The sequence below is a fragment of the Halobaculum rarum genome (genome assembly GCF_040025155.1).
Taxonomy (GTDB): Archaea; Halobacteriota; Halobacteria; order Halobacteriales; family Haloferacaceae; genus Halobaculum; species Halobaculum rarum.
Map to the genome: position 1 here is coordinate 1,130,701 of NZ_CP157275.1, position 15,553 is coordinate 1,146,253.

At 68.9% G+C, this 15,553-nt stretch carries 14 protein-coding genes; 6 read left to right on the forward strand and 8 right to left on the reverse strand.

The genetic code is table 11. The annotated features are described in order from the left end of the window. The first annotated feature begins 108 nt into the window (after positions 1-108). From ABJD39_RS05995 to ABJD39_RS06010, 4 genes are all read left to right on the forward strand, one after another. Positions 109-1,860, forward strand: coding sequence for a cbb3-type cytochrome c oxidase subunit I (locus tag ABJD39_RS05995; protein WP_348613713.1), 1,752 nt, complete (start codon positions 109-111; stop codon positions 1,858-1,860). A gap of 186 nt (positions 1,861-2,046) precedes the next feature. After that, positions 2,047-2,355 (forward strand): DUF7520 family protein, encoded by a 309-nt coding sequence (locus ABJD39_RS06000; RefSeq protein ID WP_348613059.1) that lies wholly within the window; start codon positions 2,047-2,049, stop codon positions 2,353-2,355. Positions 2,356-2,456: 101 nt separating this feature from the next. Continuing rightward, positions 2,457-2,858 (forward strand): universal stress protein, encoded by a 402-nt coding sequence (locus ABJD39_RS06005; protein WP_348613061.1) that lies wholly within the window; start codon positions 2,457-2,459, stop codon positions 2,856-2,858. Between the two features lie 91 nt (positions 2,859-2,949). Next, entirely contained in the window at positions 2,950-4,089 is a 1,140-nt protein-coding gene (locus tag ABJD39_RS06010; RefSeq protein ID WP_348613063.1) for a hypothetical protein, read from the forward strand. A gap of 84 nt (positions 4,090-4,173) precedes the next feature. Here the strand turns inward: ABJD39_RS06010 and ABJD39_RS06015 are convergent, their stop codons facing one another. After that, positions 4,174-5,778 (reverse strand): glycosyltransferase family 39 protein, encoded by a 1,605-nt coding sequence (locus ABJD39_RS06015; RefSeq protein WP_348613065.1) that lies wholly within the window; start codon positions 5,776-5,778, stop codon positions 4,174-4,176. Then, entirely contained in the window at positions 5,775-7,172 is a 1,398-nt protein-coding gene (locus ABJD39_RS06020; protein ID WP_348613067.1) for an aryl-sulfate sulfotransferase, read from the reverse strand. Before ABJD39_RS06020 ends, ABJD39_RS06015 begins: the two co-directional genes overlap by 4 nt. A 150-nt stretch (positions 7,173-7,322) precedes the next feature. Here ABJD39_RS06020 and ABJD39_RS06025 point away from each other — a divergent pair, with 150 nt between their 5' ends. Together ABJD39_RS06025 and ABJD39_RS06030 are read left to right on the forward strand one after the other, a co-directional pair. Continuing rightward, on the forward strand, positions 7,323-9,260 hold the full coding sequence (locus ABJD39_RS06025) for an ABC transporter substrate-binding protein (protein WP_348613069.1): 1,938 nt from the start codon (positions 7,323-7,325) through the stop codon (positions 9,258-9,260). Between the two features lie 5 nt (positions 9,261-9,265). Beyond that, positions 9,266-10,144, forward strand: a complete 879-nt coding sequence (locus ABJD39_RS06030; protein ID WP_348613071.1) for a phosphatase PAP2 family protein — start codon at positions 9,266-9,268, stop codon at positions 10,142-10,144. A gap of 34 nt (positions 10,145-10,178) precedes the next feature. Here ABJD39_RS06030 and ABJD39_RS06035 read toward each other — a convergent pair whose 3' ends face one another. The 6 genes from ABJD39_RS06035 to ABJD39_RS06060 all read right to left on the reverse strand — a co-directional run bounded on the left by ABJD39_RS06035 (position 10,179) and on the right by ABJD39_RS06060 (position 15,456). Further along, positions 10,179-10,886 carry a DUF4013 domain-containing protein gene (locus ABJD39_RS06035; protein WP_348613072.1) on the reverse strand — a complete coding sequence of 236 codons (708 nt, stop codon included), beginning with the start codon at positions 10,884-10,886 and terminating at the stop codon, positions 10,179-10,181. Between the two features lie 92 nt (positions 10,887-10,978). Further along, entirely contained in the window at positions 10,979-11,698 is a 720-nt protein-coding gene (locus ABJD39_RS06040; RefSeq protein ID WP_348613073.1) for a thioredoxin family protein, read from the reverse strand. A 2-nt stretch (positions 11,699-11,700) separates the two neighbouring features. Further along, complete coding sequence (locus ABJD39_RS06045; RefSeq protein WP_348613714.1) at positions 11,701-12,438, reverse strand: ABC transporter ATP-binding protein; 738 nt, start codon at positions 12,436-12,438, stop codon at positions 11,701-11,703. A 122-nt stretch (positions 12,439-12,560) separates the two neighbouring features. Further along, on the reverse strand, positions 12,561-13,319 hold the full coding sequence (locus ABJD39_RS06050; RefSeq protein ID WP_348613074.1) for an ABC transporter ATP-binding protein: 759 nt from the start codon (positions 13,317-13,319) through the stop codon (positions 12,561-12,563). Then, positions 13,316-14,506 (reverse strand): branched-chain amino acid ABC transporter permease, encoded by a 1,191-nt coding sequence (locus tag ABJD39_RS06055; protein WP_348613076.1) that lies wholly within the window; start codon positions 14,504-14,506, stop codon positions 13,316-13,318. The genes ABJD39_RS06050 and ABJD39_RS06055 overlap by 4 nt, the downstream gene beginning before the upstream one ends. Then, positions 14,503-15,456 (reverse strand): branched-chain amino acid ABC transporter permease, encoded by a 954-nt coding sequence (locus ABJD39_RS06060; protein WP_348613715.1) that lies wholly within the window; start codon positions 15,454-15,456, stop codon positions 14,503-14,505. The genes ABJD39_RS06055 and ABJD39_RS06060 overlap by 4 nt, the downstream gene beginning before the upstream one ends. Between the last annotated feature and the right edge of the window lie 97 nt (positions 15,457-15,553).

Sequence of the window (15,553 nt, forward strand, 5' to 3'; positions counted from 1 at the left end):
ACCCCGGAACCGGGGGCCCGCGCCCGGGGGCGACCCGAATCTTTCTTGTGCATTCGCTGCTGAAGCGTGTCCATGGAGACTTCCGGCCAACTACTGCTGACGGTGCTCATGGGGGCGTTCCTCCTGGGCGTGGCCGCCTTCCTCGCGCGGGTCGAGGACTGGCGGTCCTACACGCCCCTGGGTGCCGGCGGCGGCGCAGTCGGTGAGTCCGGCTACGGGCACTCGGAGAAGCCCGCAGGGCTCATCCGCTGGTTCACGACGGTCGATCACAAGGACATCGGGCTGCTGTACGGCGCGTACGCGACGGTCGCGTTCGTCGTCGGCGGGCTGATGGTAGTGCTGATGCGCGCGGAGCTTACCACCCCGGACACGGCGGTGCTCGGCTCGGCGACGTTCTACAACTCGCTGCTCACCAGCCACGGCATCACGATGCTGTTCCTGTTCGGGACGCCGATCATCGCGGCGTTCTCGAACTACCTCATCCCGCTGGTCATCGGGGCCGACGACATGGCGTTCCCGCGGATCAACGCCATCGCGTTCTGGCTGCTGCCGCCGGGCGCGCTGCTCATCTGGGCCGGATTCTTCCCGCTGCCGGACGTCATCCCCGCCCAGACCGCCTGGACGATGTACACGCCGCTGTCGGCGGGCGTCGGCAACGGTAACCAGATGAACGTCGGGGTCGACTTGATGCTGCTGGGCCTGCACCTCACCGGCGTCTCGGCGACGATGGGGGCGATCAACTTCATCGCGACCATCTTCACCGAGCGCGCCGAGGAGGTCACCTGGGCCAACCTCGATATCTTCTCGTGGACGATCCTGACGCAGTCGGGGCTCATCCTCTTCGCGTTCCCCCTGCTGGGCTCGGCGCTCGTCATGCTCCTGCTCGACCGTAACTTCGCGACGACGTTCTTCGCCGTCGACGGCGGCGGCCCCATCCTGTGGCAGCACCTGTTCTGGTTCTTCGGCCACCCCGAAGTGTACATCCTCGTGCTCCCGCCGATGGGGATCGTGAGCTACGTGCTCCCGCGTTTTGCCGGGCGGAAGCTGTTCGGGTTCAAGTTCGTCGTCTACTCCACGCTCGCGATCGGCGTGCTCTCCTTCGGCGTCTGGGCACACCACATGTTCACGACCGGCATCGACCCACGCCTGCGCGCCTCGTTCATGGCGGTCTCATTGGCCATCGCGATACCCTCCGCGGTGAAGACGTTCAACTGGATCACGACGATGTGGAACGGGAAGATCCGCCTCACGACGCCGATGCTGTTCTGTATCGGCTTCGTGAGCAACTTCATCATCGGCGGCGTGACCGGCGTGTTCCTCGCGTCCATCCCCGTCGACCTCGTGCTCCACGACACCTACTACGTCGTCGGCCACTTCCACTACATCGTGATGGGCGCCATCACCTTCGCCGGGATGGCGGGCATCTACTACTGGTTCCCGCTGGTGACGGGCCGCTGGTACCAGCGCCGGCTCGCGAAGGCGCACTTCTGGCTGTGGATGATCGGCACCAACATCACGTTCTTCGCGATGGTGCTGCTCGGCTACGGCGGCATGCCGCGCCGGTACGCGACGTACCTCCCGCAGTTCGCGACGCTGCATCAGATCGCATCGCTCGGGGCGTTCCTGCTCCTCGTGGGCGGCGTCATCTGGGTGTACAACGTCTTCGTCTCGTGGATGGAGGGGCCGCGCGTCGAGTCGGGCGACCCGTGGAACCTCGACGAGACGAACCTCAACACCGCCGAGTGGGACTGGTTCGAGGCGAAACGTGAGACCTCGCTGGCGGCCACTGACGGCGGGGAGGAGGTCAAGGCCGACGGCGGGCAGGAGATCGACGGCGAGGACGACGACGCGGCGGAGTAACGCGGCGGTTCGGCGGTTTTTCAGCGTTTTTATCCACAACAAGCGACGCGTCCGTGCCGGCCGCGACGGCCGGGCTTTTGTTCGCGCGGCCCCGAGCGGGGGTATGAGCGACAAGGACCTCCTCGGACTCGTGCTCGGCGGCATCGCCCTGCTCATGTTCGTGACCGGCCTGATCCTCGTGCTACAGTGACCGCGTCCAGCGACTCCGCGGCCGAAGCCGACCGAAGCCGGAACGGGCGGTTCGACGGCCCGCGACTGGTGATCGCCCTCTATGTCCTCCTTACGGCAGTCGGCGGCGTCGCGGGCGTGCTCGTCGCCACCTTCGTCGACGGTCTCAGCGCGCCCGCGCTGTACGCGGTGATCCCGCTTCCCCCGACCCCGCTCGGGTTCGGCGTGTACGGTGCCGTCACGATCGCGACGGTTCTCGGGATCCCGCTCGCGCTCGTGGTGTACGTCTCCCGGCGGATCGACGACCCGGACGCGATCGACGAGTGAGGGGACCACACTCGAACGGCTGACGACGGACGCCGGCGACGCTGCGGGGCCCCGTCGCCGACGGCGAAAGGACTAATCCCTACCCGGGAGTGGTGCGGTGTATGTATCACGTAGTACTCGGCGTCGATGAAGACGAGGAGCACGCACGCGCCACCGCGAAGGAAGTCGCAAACCTGCCGGGCGACGGAAGCGAAACCGAGGTCACGATCGTCCACGTCTTTCAGGACAACCCCAGCGGCGCCTCCGCGACGCAGGTCGCGTCGGTCCGCGGGGCCAAGAAGGTGCTGGAGAACGCGGGGATCGCCGTCGACGTGACCGAGTCCAGCGGCGACCCCGCGGACGCGATCATCGAGACGAGCGAGGAGACGGACGCGGACCTGATCGTCGTCGGCGGGCGCAAGCGCTCGCCGGCGGGCAAGGCGCTGTTCGGCTCGGTGACCCAGACGGTCATCCTCAACGGCGGGCGTCCCGTGATGGTCACCGGCGTCGTCGACGACGAATAACGGGGGGAGACGCTCCAGTCGTGGTCGACGGGGCGTATCTACTACCCACCCGTACACGTATGGTCATGCACTCAGTAGCGACTGCTGTGCGATGCGGGCCAGGCTGATCGCGTTCGTCGCCATCGTCGTGTTCGCCCTCTTGGCCAGCGTCGCGGTCAATCCGTCGGCGCCCGGAACGGGACAGAATCCGGCCGCCGAACTCCTGTATGCGCCTGAAGGAACCGGGAACCACCTCTGGCCGTACACCAGTCGCACGCGGTCGATCGAGGGGCGAACGCTTGCGATCAACGTCGTCGTTCGGGCAGACCCCGAGGAGCTCGAGGCGGCGTTCCTCGATCGATCGGATCAAAACTGGACAACAGTCGAGAGCGACGACGAATTCGTGGCTGCGTCGTCGCCGTGGCAACCGGCACGCGGCGCGGCGCGGTACACGTACGTCGCGCCGGACCGGAACGCCACGGGAACGTGGGTCCGCGCGGAACACCAGCTCGGAACCGGCACGTACCTCGGGCGCCGCGTCCACATCCGGGTGTATCCGGCCCCGTCGGGGAACTGGAGCGCGATCCAGGCGCACGTGGAGTACTGGGACTGGTTCCGGATGCGTCACACGGTAACCGGGATCCGCCCCGGCGCGCGGTTCATCGAGCGCGATCTCAGGGACGAACCGTTCGTCGAGCGCGTCGCCCGCGAGTATCACGGCTTCCCCGGCGGCGGCAGCGACGGGTGGGTGACGACTATCGAGTTCGCCGCCCCCGTCGCCCTTGTGGGCGCAGTCGCCGTCGGGCACAGGCGCGAGTGGCTCGACGGGAACTGGTCGCCCGTCGACCTTGCGTTGCCGATCGCGCTCGCGGGCGTGTTGCTCGGCGTCCGTTCGCTCGGGCTGGCCGTCGAGAGCACCGTCCCCGCGGCAGACCCACGGATCTTCGCCGCCGGGCTGTATCCGGTGCTCGCGTTCGGGCCGCCGGCGCTCGTGGCGTGGCTCGCGGGCGATCGGCCGCCCGAGCGGACGGCGCTGCTCGCGGGCGGCGGGCTCGGCACCGGGGTCGTGCTCGATCTCGTCGGCGTCGGCGTCCGTGAGATCCCGATCCGACTGACGGTGCACCGGTTCGCGCTGTGTTGTGCGCTCGGGCTGTTCGCGCTGGGGATCGCCCGCGGCGACCGGCGGACCGCCGCTGCGGGCGCGCTCGCGTGGCTGCTCGCGCTCGCGACGCCGCTCGCGGGCTACGTGTGACTGGGGACCCGAATGCGCCCGCCTCCGGGCTGTCGCTGTTCCCGTCCGCCGACCCGTCCACGGACGCCGACCGGCCGTCACCGATCAGTCGGCCGTCGTCCGCACCGAGCGGTAGACGACGACGCCGTCGTTCTCGTAGACGCGCGTCCAGCCGTCGGCGGCCGCGAACGACCGGTCGAGTGTGCCGAAGGTAACGGTCGACTCCCCGCGGACGGTGTACTGCCCCTTCGGGAGGTACACGTGCGTCGGGGCCGCGCCGACGGTCGCGGCCGTCGACTCGACGCAAGCGGCGCTGTGACACGTAGACAGCGTCTCGAACGCCTCCAAGTGGCGCTCGTACTCGCCGGCGTCCCGCCACTCCACCCCCCACGGGCCGACCAGCAGCGTGCGGTCGGTCAACGCGGGGAGCCACTCGGCGGCGTCGCCGACGGCGACGAACGTCGCGTCGGGCGGCGTCTCGCTCGCGATCCACGTCATCGCCTCGCGGTCGTCGCCGTCGAGGAACTCCGGAGTCGACGGGTCGCTCACGAGCGTCATCTCCGCCGCGAGGGCGGCCCCGCCCGCGGCCGCGGTGGCGACGAGCAGCGCCGCCGCGAGCGCAGCACGTGCGCGCCGGCGGTCCGTCTCGCGCGCGGACCCGAGAGTCGACGGCCACAGCGACGACGGCAGCGACCGTCGGATCGACCGCTCCGGGACGCGACCCGCGAGGTCGACGGCGACCGCGGCGAGCGCGACGGCGCCGACTGCGTAGGCGAACCGCGGCTGTTTGAACAGGAGCTCGGAGACCACGACCCACGCCGGGAGCAGCCGGTCGCCTCGCGCGAGGAGATACGTAGCCGCGGCCAGCGGCACCAGCGTGAACGGGGACAGCTCCCCGGCCAGCAGCGCCGCGCCGCCGCCGACGCCGCCGTGGGTGCCCGCGGCCGCGGTGAACACCGCGGGGCCGTGGGTGGCGACCGCCCACGCCAGCCACGGCGCGGCGATCGCCGTCCCGCCGAGTCCGACGGCCAGCCCGCGGACGACCCCCGCCGGCGACGGGTCGAGCGTGGCCCACAGGACGACGTAGCTCGCGACGACGAACAGCGTGTACGTCGGATGCGACAGCGCCGTCAGTCCGAACAGGACCGCCCCGGCGACGAGCGCTCGACGCGATCCCGTCGCGTACGCCCGGTACCCGGCGTAGACCGAGGCGAGCGCGTACAGGAAGGCGAACGCGCGGACGACGCCACCGGCGGAGACGTGCCACTCCAGGATCTGCGGGTTCACGGCGATCAGCGTCGCCGCCGCGGCGCCCGCCGGCCGTGACCCCGTGATATCGCGTCCGAGGAGGTACGCGGGGACGGCGAGGGCGACGACCGCGACGCTCGGGAGGAACCGGGCGACCGTGACGGGGTCGACGCCCAGATCCAGCAGGACCGCGAACACATAGAACTGCAGCGGCGGATACGCGAACGGGACACCCTCGGCGGTGTAGCCGGGGATCGTCGCCGGCGGGTGGTACCCGTTGGCGACGATCTCGGCGGCGATCTGGGCGTACAGGCCGGCGCCGTACGCCGGGTACGGGTTCGTCGCGAGGTAGACCGCGACGGCGACACAGGCGGGGAGGAACGCCAGCGCGAGCCACGGGCGGTCGCGGGCGTCGACCGGAAGCGTGTCGAACGCGTCGAGTGCGACGGTTCTCGCCGTCATTTGCGCTCGAACGTGAGGGGCCATCGAAGCGACGCAGAGACGCCCAGACGGCGGTACTCGGTCCACGCGAGCGTGGGAAGCGACACGAGCAACGCGAGGATCGCCGCGCCCTCGACGAGTCCGACCCAGCGCGGCCGGACGTACGCGATCGCGTTGACGAGCGTCGGCGGCGCCGCGGCCGCGACCCGGTCGAGCGCGGAGCCCGTCTCGGGGTCGAACGTCCGTGAGTCGAGCCCCAACGACGCCGCGGACTCGCCGCCGGCGCTCTCGTCGCCCGTACCGAGGCGCTCGGACTCGTACGGGAAGCCGATATCGGCAGTCCAGACGACCTCCCCTTCGGTGTCGACCTCGACGACGCGGTCGCCGTTCGAGTCGGTGATCAACGTGTGGCCGTTCGGGAGGCGGTCGGCGTCGCGAGGCCACTGCACGCGCTCGTCGCTCCAGGTCCACGAGCGCTCCCACGCGCCGTCCTCGCGCTGGTATTCGACGACGCGACCGTTCTCGGAGTCGGCGACGAGGAGGGCGGGGCCGCCGCGTTCGGGCGGGATGTAGTCGGGGTTGTGCTGCTCGTACAGCGTGTCGTGGTCGCCGTCGCTCCCGAGCGACCAGTCCTCGCGGATTCCCCGTTCCACGTCGACGAACACGACCTGGTCGTGGTTGCGGACGCTCACCATGACCGTCTCGCGCCCGTCGATCTCGACGTACTCCACGTCGTTGATGTGCGTCCAGTCGTCGGGGAACGGGCCGCCGCTGTCGGTCGGGTCGAAGGCGGACTGGGCGTCCCACTCCCACCCGGTCAGTCCGGTGGTCGTGTTCACGATGAACGCGCGGTCGCGGTGGATGTCCGCGACGAGCAGGCGCTCGTCGTCGATCCGGTCCACGTCGTGCCAGCGGGTGGAGTGTTTCCCGGGCGTGATCCGACTGAAGACGTCGGTCGACTCGCCGGTGGTGAGGTTGACGCGCTCGACGCCGTTTCGCGTACAGACGCTCCCGCCGCACTCGTCGGCGTCGAGGTGGTCGGCGTACACGAACTCGACGGTCGCGTCGGTTCCCTCGACGGGGTCGACGTCCCAGTAGCGGGTGTGCTCGTTCTGGTGGTAGCGGATCGTGCCGTCGGGCGCGAACGCGATCAGCTCCGCCTGGGCTCTCGGGCCGTCGTTCTCGTCGGCGACGAACGCGTTCGAGTCGGTCGCGACGACGGTGATCTCGTCGCGGGGCCCGACGACCGCGGAGTCGTCGCCGGTACGCAGCGCCCGCTCGACGGCGGGGTCCCCGGTGACGTCCTCGCTCGCGCGCTCGGCCTCGACGTAGCCGACGACGAGCGTCGCTGCCGCGACGACGACGACCGCGACGAGGAGGACGCGGGCCGACGGTATCGACGGTCCCGGGGACATGTTCGACGCTCCGACTGGGTCCCACATATAGCCATCGTGACGCCTCCCCTCCGTGACGCGGCTCGGTCCCCCGACGCGTCGGGGACCGATCGTTCCCCGATCTTGGAAACTCCAAAGGCATATTCGACCAGGTATCCAAACAGACAGCAGATGGATCACCGTCCGTCCCCCGGGCTGCCGCGCCGGCGTGCGCTCGCGACGATCGCGAGCGGTGCCGCCGTCGCCGCGAGCGGGTGCGTCGGCCGGATTCGCGCGATGTCAGGATGGGAGTCACAGAACCAGGTAACGCTCACTATCAAGGCCGCCCCGGCGGACGAGGACCCGTACGCCCTCCGAATTGGACGGCAGATCGCCGAGTGGCTTCGAACCGCCGGGATCGACGCGCAGGTCACCCCGGTGTCCGAGCAGGAGCTGTTCAGACAGGTGCTGTTGAACCGAGAGTTCGACCTGTTCGTCGCGCAGACGCCGACGCGGTTCGAGCGACCGGACAGCCTCTACTCGCTGTTGCACTCCCGGTTCGTCGAGACGCCCGGGTGGCAGAACCCGTTCGGGTACAGCGACCTCAGTACCAACGAACACCTCGAGACGCAGCGCCGAGCGACCGGACGGGAGCGCGAGGAGGCGATCGAACGGCTCCAGTACGCGATCGCGCGGACCCAGCCGTTCACCGTCGTCGCGTTTCCCGACGACATCCGCGCGGCCCGTTCCGACAGGTTCGACGGCTGGCGGGAGGCGGACCTCCGGTCGTCGGCCGGCTACCTCTCGCTGGACCGGACGACAGCCGAGGAAGCCGAAGGGAGCCCGCGAACGACGACGACGGGGGCGGCCACGGAGTCCGACTCGGGGGACGACTCCTCGGCGTCGACGCTTCGGCTGGCCGTGACGGACCGGCGCGGAACGTCGAATCTGAATCCCCTCGCCGTCGAGTTCCGTCGCAGCGGCGTGTTGACCGGGCTCGTATACGACACCCTCGGGCACGTCGCCGACGACGGAACCGTCGAGCCGTGGCTCGCGGCGTCGTGGTCGTTCGACGACACAGAGCCGCCGGTCGCTCGCGTGACGCTGCGAGCGAACGCCACGTGGCACGACGGAACGCCACTCACGGCCGAGGACGTGGCGTTCACATACGACCTGCTCGCGGACACGTCGCTCGACTCCGACGACGATGACGACGGCGGGAACGGTGAGGGCGACAGAGGGACCACCGGCGACAGGTCCGAGGCCGACGACACGGAAGGGTTCCCGGACGACGAGGCGGTCCCGTCGCCGCGGTTCCAGGGACGGAGCAGTCTCGTCGACGAGGCGCGGGCGATCGACGACCGACGGGTCGAGATCCGGTTCGTGGAGTGCACCCCCGAGATCGCCGTGCACGCGTTCACGGTTCCCGTCCTCCCGAAACACGTCTGGCGCGACCGAACCGATCCCGCCGCGTTGGCGGGGATCGAGATCGGGTCGGTGACGGACGCGCTGGTGACGAACAACATCCCGCCGGTCGGGAGCGGACCGCTGCAGTTCGTCCGGAACACCCCGCGGGAGTCACTCACGCTCGAACGGTTCGACGACCACTTCCTGGTCGGCGCCGAGGGGACGACGCTGCCCGACGGTGTCGACGGTCCGCCCGCGTTCGACCGCCTCTCGGTGCGCGTCGTCGGCTCCGACGTGAGCGCCGTCGGCGTCGTCACCGACGGCGACGCCGACGTGACCGGTACCGCCGTCGGCGCCGACACGGTGCCGCGTATCGGCCGGTCCGACGAGACCGACCTGGTCGTCGACAGCCGCACGCCGCCGTACGTCGTCGGCTACAACGCGCTCGCGGCGCCGCTGTCCAATCCGCAGTTTCGCCACACGCTCGCGCGCCTGATCGACCGCTCGACGCTCGTCGCCGACGTGTTCGACGGCTACGCGCGAGCGGCGGTGACTCCGCTGGCGAACACCGAGTGGGTCCCCGACGAGCTCCGATGGGACGGCGTCGATCCCGTGGCGCCGTTCCTGGGCAGCGACGGCGAGGTCGACGCGACGAACGCGATGGAGGCGTTCACGACGGCGGGGTACAGCTACGACGAGGGACGGCTCGTCCGGACGGACTGACCGCCATGAGCCTGCTCGATGTCGTTCTCGAGGTCGTCGCCGTCGTCGGGGTACTTCACCTCGCGTCGGTCCTCGTGTTCGTCGGCCCCGACCGACTCCTGACGGCTCCGCGATCGGTGCGGTCGACCGTTCGCGCCGCGATCACGCCGCTGGCTGTACTGTTAGCGGTGTTGGCTGCCAACGGCATCGTCCGACGGATCGGCGTCGAGCTGTCGTGGCTGGTCGGCGTAAACATCACCGCCGCGATCTACGCGCTGGAGGGTACGTTCGTGGCCGTCGTCCAGTCGTACGCGACGCCCACCGCGACGGCGTACTTCGGGTTCGTCTACGTGTTCGGATACGTGTACCTCCTCACGTTCCCGGCGATCGCGTACGCGCTCCGGGAGGATGCCGGCGGGCTACGGACGCTCCTGATCGCGTACGGGGTCAACTACGGGATCGGATTGGGCTGTTACGTCCTCTTCGTCGCGTACGGGCCCCGTAACCTCATGCCCGAGCTGGTCGACTCGCTGCTGTTCGAGAGCTGGCCGCGGTCGCAGCTGCTCACCAGCCAGGTGAACGAGAACACCAACGTCTTCCCGTCGCTGCACACGTCGCTGGCGGTGACGGTCGCGCTCCTGACGTGGCGAGGGGATTCGTTGACCCGATGGACGCCGGTCGCGGTCGTGCTCGCGGCGTCGGTCGTCGTCTCGACGATGTATCTCGGCATTCACTGGGCGACCGACGTGGTCGCCGGGATCGCGCTGGCGGTCGTGAGTGTCGTCGCCGCAGAGCGGATCGAAGCCCAACGTGACCGCTCCGTCGAGGGCGGTGCCGACCGCCCCGACGGTGGCTGCGACTGTCCGGACGATCGGGACCCACGTGACGGACGGATGCCGGAGTGACCCGTCGTCCGCGTCGGGCGACTGACCTGCCGGCTCAGGCGACCGGTCCGCCGACGTCCGGACGGGTCGTTCCGTCGGCCTCGGTGCGAGCGTCGACGTAGCCGCCGGCCCACAGGCGCGCGGCCACGACCTGCGCGTAGAAGAACACGAACGCGCCGATGACCGCGCCGAGGATCGGGATACCGTTCAACACGCCGACCAACACGCTCGCCCCGATGAAGACGGCGACCGAGAACGCCCACGCGGTCGCGTACGCCCCGCTGAGGACGACCGGTTTGAGGACATCGAGGTCGAACGCCGCGCCGACGCGCTGTTCGTCGGCGAAGGCGACGACCGCGGCCACCGCCACATAGCCGAAGAGAAGCGAGAGAACGGCCGTGAGCAGTCCGCCGACGACAAGCCCGGCGATCCCCGTGGCGGCGCCACCTCTCGTGCCCGTCGCGATGGCAACCATCGAGCCGCCGACGGTCACCACACCCACGATCCCGGGAATCAGCATGTACACCGCGCCGACGAGAATCGCCTTCGCCCCGTCGACGACGAGCTCCTCCCAGTCGCCGAACGTCGGCGGCCGTGGATCGTCCTCCAGCGAGTGTCTGATGACGCGAACGACGTACCCGTACACCGGCAGCAACGGGAGCAGCAGGAATCCGAAGGTCGACAGGACCCCACCGATGAGAATCGTGGTCACCCAGTCGTCGTGCTCGGTCGGGTACGTGACCGCGTCGCTGATCTGTGGCATGATCGGCCGACAGATCGGCTTGAAAAGCCTTAGTAAGGCGTGAAATACGGGAAGTACGCGGGCGCGAACGCGCCCCGAACACGGCGACCGGGTCAGTCGTCGCCGAGCGCGCCCGCCACCAGATCGGCGACGGCGGCCGGCGACTGGTACCCGGTCTCGATCCCTACCTGCCGACCGTCGGCGACGCACACCACCGCGGGCGCCACGTCGATCTCGAACCGTTCGCGAACGGTCGGTGCTGCCTCGCCGTCGACGCCCGCGACGGCCACGTCGTCGGGGAGCAGATCGAGGGTTTCCTCGAGTTCGGCTTTCATCGAATCGCACGGGTCACACCGGAGGCGCCAGACGAACACGACCGCGCGGTCGTTCGCGTCGAGGAACGACTCGACCTCGTCGTCCTCGAGTGCGCGCATCCCCTGCGGAACGGGCGTCGCGGGCGCGATATCGACGACGAGGGATGCCATCGTCGCGCGTTCGAGGGAGTCGGGCACCGGCTCGTCCTCGTCCTCGAAGTGCGCGCGAAGCGAGAGGTACGCGACGAACTCCTCGCGAGTGACGCCCTCCTCGTCGATCCTGCGGACCGCCTCAGAGTAGTCGAGGCCGAACGCGTCGGCGACGGCCTCGGTGAAGTCCTGCTCGGACAGGTCACCGTAGCTTTGCTCGTACAGGTCGAGGATGTCGTGAAGCGCCGCGGAGATCCGGAGCGTGCCGTCGTCGTCCTCGCGGATCGCGCCGACCTCGATGAGCCGATCGAGCATGGCTTCGGGGTCGGGCTGGTCGACCGGCGGACCGGGATTGGAGTTGGCGTTCATTCTCAGACACCCAGATATCGCTCGCGTGTTTTCTCGTCGTCGCGCAGTTCCTCGGAACTGCCGGCGAACACGATGCTTCCCTGGTCGATGACGTACGCGCGGTCGGCGATGTTCATCGCCGCCACGGCGTTTTGCTCGACGAGCAGGATCGTCGTTCCGGCCTCGGCGATCCGCTCGATCGCCGCCGCGACCGTCTCGATGATCTGCGGGGCGAGCCCCTCGTACGGCTCGTCGAGCATTAACAGGTCCGTGTCCTGCTTCAGCGCGCGCGCGATCGCGAGCATCTGCTGTTCGCCGCCCGAGAGCGTTCCCGCCTTCTGTGATTCGCGCTCCTCCAACCGTGGGAACACCTCGAACACCTCCTCGGTGGTCATGCCCGGGTGGTCCATCGAGACGTCGCGCCCGAACGTGTTCGACCAGTTGCGCGCCACGTCGGACAGATGAAGGTTCTCTCCGACCGTGAGGTTCGGGAAGACGCGGCGCTCTTCGGGTACCAGCGAGATACCGAGCGAGGAGATGTCCTCGGTCGTTCGGTCGGTGATCTCGTCGCCCTTGAACCGGACGAGGCCGTCGCGGACGTCCGGCGGGCGAGCGCCGGCGACCGACCGCAGCGTCGTCGTCTTACCCGCGCCGTTGCGTCCGAGCAGCGCACACACCTCGCCCTCCTCGACGTGCAACGAGAGGTCGCGGAGGATGTGACTCTGGCCGTAGTAGGCGTCGACGTCCTCGACGGAGAGGATGTGGTCGCCCTCGGCGGCCGCGGCGGTCGCCCGCGCGGCGTGATCGTCGGCGACCTCGGTGGCGGCGGCGGCCTCCGCAGCTTCCTCGGGCGTGTCCTCGGCCGGCCCGGAGGCGTCGGAGCTCACAGCTCCACCCCCCCGAGGTACGCCTCTTGAACTTCCTCGCTTTCTTGCACCTGTTCGGGAGTGCCGTCGGCGATGACTTGCCCACGATTCAACACGAGGATTCGGTCGGCGATCTGGAAGATGATCTCCATGTCGTGTTCGACGATGAGGATGGTGAGGTCGAGGGTATCCTGAAGCTCCTCCACGAGTTCCACGGTCGCGGCGGTCTCGTCCGGCGACATACCGGCGGTCGGTTCGTCCATCAGCAACAGCTCCGGCTCGGAGGCCAACGCGATCGCGATCTCCAGGCGGCGCTTGTCGCCGTACGGGAGGCTCGCCGCCTCGACGTCGCCGTCTCCGAGCAGCTCGACGGACTCGAGCATCCGGTCGGTGGTGTCGTGGACCGCGTCGAACCCGGACAGTCGCTTGAGGAAGTCGACGCTGAACGAGCCGTGTTCGGACGCCAGCGCCGCGATCTCGACGTTCTCCCGGACGGTCATTTCGGGGAAGATCGACGCCGTCTGGAACGACTTCGAGATCCCCGCCTGCACCGTCTCGTGGGGCGAGAGGCCGGTGATGTCCTCCCCGTCGAACTCGACGGTGCCGGCCGTCGGTTCGAGCGCGCCGGTGATGCAGTTGATGAGCGTCGACTTGCCGGCCCCGTTGGGGCCGATGACCGCGCGGGTCTCCCCGGAGTCGACCTCGAAGCTCACCTCGTCGACGGCGACGAGGCCGCCGAACTGTTTCGTGAGCCCGTCGGTACGAAGGAGACTCATTCGCGTTCACCCCCGTCGGCCGCGGCCGGCTTGTCGCCGTCGCCGCCGCTCCCACCGTTCAGCATCGCCGCGAGGTCCGCGAACGCCCCGTAGATGCCCCGCGGGAACACCCACACGATGAACACGAACACCGCGCCGAGCACGAACCGCCACATCGACCCGATCGAGCCGACCACCGGCAGGCTGACGCCGGAGACGACGTTCGCGACGTACTCGAACACGAGCGCGCCGAGCACCGGCCCGACGAGGCTGCCGGTACCGCCGAGGACCGTCATGATGACGAAGTCGCCGGACTGGATCCAGTACAGCGCCGTCGTCGGGTGGATGTACTGCTCGTGGATGACGAACATCGCTCCCCCCACGCCCGCGAAGACGGCGGAGATGATGAACGCCATCAGCTTGTAGCGGAACACGTTGAGCCCGACGAACTCGACGCGCTCCTCGTTCTCGCCGAGCGCCTCGAAGATGAGGCCGTACGGCGAGTTGATGATCCGGTTGCCGACCCAGACGGCGATAAGCATCACGACCGCCGTGAACGCGTACATCACCGTGTAGGAGTCGAAGACCGGAACCAACTGGGCGTCCAGCGGGATCGCCCCGAGGAACAGCCCGTGTGCCTCGATCCCGGAGAAGCCGTTGTCGCCGTTGGTGAGCCACGACCCGGGACCGAGTGCCCAGAAGTACAGCGCCTGTCCGAACGTCAGCGTCAGGACGGCGAAGTAGACGCCCGACCGCCGGATCGACACGAACCCGATCGGCCACGCGAGCAGCGTCGCCACGATCGTTCCGACGACCACCATGAGGAGCGGGCTCGGAACGACCTGGCTGAACAGCGCCGCGGAGTACGCCGCCGAGCCGAAGAAGGCCGCGTGGCCGAACGACAGCAGGCCGGTGTACCCCAGCAGGAGGTTGAACCCGATGACGATGATGCCGTAGATCAGCACCAGCGACGGCAGGCCGGTGTAGCCGCCGATCGAGGTGCCGATGACTTCCCCGACCGCCCCGAGGACGTCGATCAGCAGGAACGGGAACACGACCAGCGCGGCCGCCATGCCGATGACGACGAAGTCGTCGCGGTCGCGCAATCCCGCCAGCGCGGAGCCGCCGGAGCCGCCGGCAGTCTCCTCGGTCACGGTACCGCCGTCGGTGACCGGCTCGGTCGCGTCGCCGCGGCGGTCATCGCTCATTCGCCCACCTCCGCGGAGCCGAACAGCCCCTCGGGCTTGAAGACGAGCATGAGCGCGACGAACAGGTAGAGGACGATCTGCGCCCACTGGCTGTACGTCTGCGTCATCGCCGAGATGATGAGCCCCAACACCAGGCCGCCGGCGATGGCCCCGCGAACGGAGCCGGCGCCGCCGACGACGATGGTGAGGAACGCCGGCACCAGCGCCTGTTGGGTGCCGATCTGGGGGCTGACCGTCTGGATCGACGCGCCGATGAGGCCCGCGAACGCCGCGAGCGCCGCGCCGAGGGCGAACACGAGGCTGTACGAGCGGTTGATCGGGATCCCGAGGATCCGGACCATCTCGGAGTCGTGGGTACCCGCCTGGACGACGAGCCCGAAGTCCGTCCGCTCGATCGCGAGGTACGTCAGGCCGATGACGAGGAACGCGATGCCGATGATGAACAGCCGCCACGAGGGGAACAGTCCCACGAGCGGCAGGCTGATCGGCTGGGAGACGTTGACGCCGAAGATCGTCGAGGGGGCGATCGACTGGAACGTGTTCCCGCCGATGACGTTCTTGACGGTCTCCTCGACGATCAGCGCGAGGCCGAACGTCACGAGGAGTTGGTCCGTCTCCGGACGGTCGTAGAACGGTTCCGCGACGAACCGTTCCATGAGCAGCCCGACGGCGAACCCGACGATGGGAACGATGACGAGCGCCGCGAGGAATCCTCCCTCGAAGCCGAGCGTCGTGATTCCGGAACTGTACAACAGCCCGTTCGAGAGGGCCGTCTCCTGAAACACGATCAGTCCCGTGTACGCGCCGACGAGATAGAGCGCGCCGTGCGCGAGGTTCAGGAACTCCATCGTCCCCAGGATGATGGTGAGGCCGATACCCAGCAACGCGTATATCGCGCCCTGCTGGAGGCCGTTGAGGAGTATCGATGCGATCTCGGACTGTAGGAGCAACATTATCGTTCGTGTAGGTGCGGTGTGGTCCGCTTGCTAGTACTTGTCGGTGTTGACATTCGTTGACGTGGTTCCGCGGATCGAATAAGAACGTGCC

Excerpts from the sequence above, each read along its gene's own strand:
- ABJD39_RS06035 (WP_348613072.1), bottom strand. The coding sequence starts at position 10,886 with ATGCCACAGATCAGCGACGCGGTCACGTACCCGACCGAGCACGACGAC.
- ABJD39_RS06040 (WP_348613073.1), bottom strand. The coding sequence starts at position 11,698 with ATGAACGCCAACTCCAATCCCGGTCCGCCGGTCGACCAGCCCGACCCC.
- ABJD39_RS06030 (WP_348613071.1), top strand. The coding sequence starts at position 9,266 with ATGAGCCTGCTCGATGTCGTTCTCGAGGTCGTCGCCGTCGTCGGGGTA.
- ABJD39_RS05995 (WP_348613713.1), top strand. The coding sequence starts at position 109 with ATGGGGGCGTTCCTCCTGGGCGTGGCCGCCTTCCTCGCGCGGGTCGAG.
- ABJD39_RS06055 (WP_348613076.1), bottom strand. The coding sequence starts at position 14,506 with ATGAGCGATGACCGCCGCGGCGACGCGACCGAGCCGGTCACCGACGGC.
- ABJD39_RS06025 (WP_348613069.1), top strand. The coding sequence starts at position 7,323 with ATGGATCACCGTCCGTCCCCCGGGCTGCCGCGCCGGCGTGCGCTCGCG.
- ABJD39_RS06010 (WP_348613063.1), top strand. The coding sequence starts at position 2,950 with ATGCGGGCCAGGCTGATCGCGTTCGTCGCCATCGTCGTGTTCGCCCTC.
- ABJD39_RS06005 (WP_348613061.1), top strand. The coding sequence starts at position 2,457 with ATGTATCACGTAGTACTCGGCGTCGATGAAGACGAGGAGCACGCACGC.
- ABJD39_RS06015 (WP_348613065.1), bottom strand. The coding sequence starts at position 5,778 with ATGACGGCGAGAACCGTCGCACTCGACGCGTTCGACACGCTTCCGGTC.
- ABJD39_RS06050 (WP_348613074.1), bottom strand. The coding sequence starts at position 13,319 with ATGAGTCTCCTTCGTACCGACGGGCTCACGAAACAGTTCGGCGGCCTC.
- ABJD39_RS06020 (WP_348613067.1), bottom strand. The coding sequence starts at position 7,172 with ATGTCCCCGGGACCGTCGATACCGTCGGCCCGCGTCCTCCTCGTCGCG.